The following is a 2,255-nucleotide window of genomic DNA, read 5'->3' on the forward strand; positions in this document are numbered from 1 at the left end:
GCACCCTGACGGTCGACATGGGCACCGGCTTCATGGGCCGCGGCCAGGTCTCGGGCGTCGAGGTGGGCACCGACACGGTCTACGGCTTCGAGAACTTCATCGGTGGCTCGGGCCATGACGTGATCACCGCGTCGAATGCCGTCAACATCATCGACGGCGGCCTTGGCGAGGACGTCTTCCGCTTCACCTCGGTGGCAGCGGCCAACGGCGACACGATCTACGGCTTTACGCCGGGAGACCGGATCGACTTCTCCTCGATCGATGCCAACACCGGACAGGCGGGCGTGCAGCACTTCACGCTTTCGGCCGGAACGACGCTTTCGGGCGCCGGCCAGGTCGTGGTGACGCATGAGACACAGGACGGCGCCGACGTCACCGTGATCCGCGGCAGTGTCGATGCCGACCCGGATGCCGACTTCGAACTGGCGATTGCAGGCACGCACAACCTCAAGGTCGCCGACTTCAATGGTGTCTCCTGAGCATGAAGCGGAATTCCCGGCCGGTCTGTGACCGGCCGGGACAGCATGCGGGCGGACAAAAGGGGATCTCATCATGAGCAAGAAGAAAGAGCCGCAACACAAGATCGGCGGCATGCGCGGTATCCTGATCTATCTCTTCGGCCTTTCCGGCCTGATCAACATCCTGGCGCTGACCGGCGCCTTCTACATGCTGCAGATCTACGATCGGGCGCTGACCAGCGGCAGCATCTCCACCCTGGTGGCGCTGTCGGTGCTGGCGGTCGGGCTCTATCTGTTCCAGGGCCTGTTCGACGTCATCCGCTCGCAGATCCTGGTGAGGCTCGGCGCCAGGCTCGACACGCAACTGGCGCCGCTTGCCCACAAGGTGGTGATCGAGATGCCGCGCTTCGGCTATTCGACGGCGGAGGCGACGGAACGCGGTCGCGACGTCGACACGCTGCGCGGCTTCCTTTCGAGCCAGGGACCGGTGGCGCTGTTCGATCTGCCGTGGATCCCGATCTATCTCGTCTTCGTCTGGATGCTGCACCCGGTTCTCGGTTATCTCACGCTCGGCGGCGCCCTGGTTCTGGCGGTGCTGACGGTGATTGCCGAGGTGCTGACGCGGCGCCATTCCAGCTCGATGATCAAGGCGTCGGTGGCGCGCAGCTCGGTGGCCGAAAGCAATGCCCGCAACAGCGACGTGCTGCATGCCATGGGCATGACCGGCCGGGCGGTCGATCGTTTCGAGAAGGCCAATCGCCGCCATCTCGACTGTCAGACCAAGACGTCGGATATCGGCGGCACGTTGTCGGGCCTGTCGAAGGTGCTGCGCATGATCCTGCAGTCGGCGATCCTCGGGGTTGGCGCCTATCTGGCGATCCGCGGGCAGATGTCGGCCGGCTCGATCATCGCCTCTTCGATCGTGACGGCGAGAGCGCTGGCGCCGGTCGACATGGCGATCGCGCAATGGAAGGGCGTGGTGGCGGCGAGACGCAGCTATCACCGCCTGAACGAGACGCTCGGCGTGCTCGACGAGCGCTCCGGCAACCTCGACCTGCCGGCGCCGACGACGAGCCTGTCGCTCGACAAGGTGACGACGGTGGCGCCGTCGACCGGGGCGGTGCTGCTCAGCGAAGTGAGCCTGGAGCTCAAAGCCGGCCAGGCGCTGGGGCTGATCGGGCCGTCGGGCGGTGGCAAGACGACGCTGGCGCGCGCCATGCTCGGCATCTGGCCGGTCTTACGCGGCGCGGTGCGCATCGACGGCGCCGATCTCAACCAATGGTCCGAGACGCTGTTCAACCAGCATGTCGGCTACCTGCCGCAGGACGTGGCGCTGATGGACGGCACGGTGTCGGACAACATCTCGCGCTTTGCCGAGGCGCCGAATGCGCGCGCCATCATCCGCGCGGCCAAGGCGGCCGGCATCCACGAGATGATCGTGCACCTGCCGAACGGCTATCAGACCGAACTTGGTCCTCATGGAACCGCACTGTCCGCAGGCCAGCGGCAACGCATTGCCCTGGCTCGTGCACTCTACGGGGATCCTTTTCTTGTGGTGCTCGACGAACCGAACTCCAATCTCGATGCGGAAGGGGAAGAGGCGCTGTGTCAGGCCATCCTCAAGGTGCGCGAGCGCGGCGGCATCGTCGTCATCGTTGCCCACCGCCCGAGCGCGCTGCAGACGGTCGACATGATCGGCCTGGTGCAGGCCGGCCGGCTGGTCGCCTTCGGCCCGAAGGAGGAGATCCTGCCGTCGCAGAAGATGCGGCCGCTGGTGGTGGAGAAGAACCGCAGGGC

General features: G+C 65.9%; 2 protein-coding genes. Both read left to right on the top strand.

Going from position 1 to position 2,255, the window contains the following annotated elements; genetic code table 11:
• Positions 1 to 479 (top strand): M10 family metallopeptidase C-terminal domain-containing protein (locus tag BLJAPNOD_RS34905; RefSeq protein WP_147294638.1); only part of this gene is annotated, 479 nt, incomplete at its 5' end.
• Positions 480 to 552: 73 nt separating this feature from the next.
• A partial coding sequence (locus tag BLJAPNOD_RS34910; RefSeq protein ID WP_199566105.1) for a type I secretion system permease/ATPase occupies positions 553 to 2,255 on the top strand: 1,703 nt, incomplete at its 3' end.

Source organism: Ensifer sp. M14 (assembly GCF_003355565.1).
Classification (GTDB): Bacteria; Pseudomonadota; Alphaproteobacteria; order Rhizobiales; family Rhizobiaceae; genus Ensifer.